The organism is Streptomyces sp. DH12, assembly GCF_020873895.1.
Classification (GTDB): domain Bacteria; phylum Actinomycetota; class Actinomycetes; order Streptomycetales; family Streptomycetaceae; genus Streptomyces.
This window is the reverse complement of sequence record NZ_JAHWGT010000977.1, coordinates 1-462: the sequence shown is the minus strand read 5'-3', so window position 1 is coordinate 462 and position 462 is coordinate 1. Positions and strand designations below refer to the sequence as shown.

The following is a 462-nucleotide window of genomic DNA, read 5'->3' as shown; positions in this document are numbered from 1 at the left end:
CGGTGCGGATCCGGATGGCCTTCGACAAGCCCGCCTTCGCGGCGCTGGGCACGCTCGCCGCCGAGCGGGAGCTGCCGGACGTCACCGACACGGACCCGATCGCTGTGCTGCACACCTCGGCGACCACCGGGCAGGCCAAGGGGGTGACGGTCGACAGCGCGTCGTTCCGCGCCATCGCGCTGGGCTGGCTGGTGATGGCCCGCCCCACGGACGACATCGTCATGGTCAACTGCTGCCCGCTGTACCACGGCAGCATGGTCGTCTCCCTGACCTATCTGGCGGCCGGCGCGACGGTCGTGCTGATGCCCGGGTTCACGCCGCAGCGAGCGCTGTCCGCGGTGGAGGCGCACCGCGCCACCCACATGTGGCTGGTGCCGCAGATGCTGCGCTTCATGCTCCAGGCGAAGGCGTCCCTGCGCACCGACCTGTCCTCCCTGCGGGAGGTGCTGTACGGGGCGGCCC

The 462-nt window shown here is 71.9% G+C and carries 1 protein-coding gene; it reads left to right on the top strand.

The genetic code is table 11. From position 1 onward, the window contains the following. The coding region (locus LPA54_RS38080; RefSeq protein WP_306806629.1) for an AMP-binding protein at window positions 1-462 on the top strand (462 nt) is incomplete at both ends.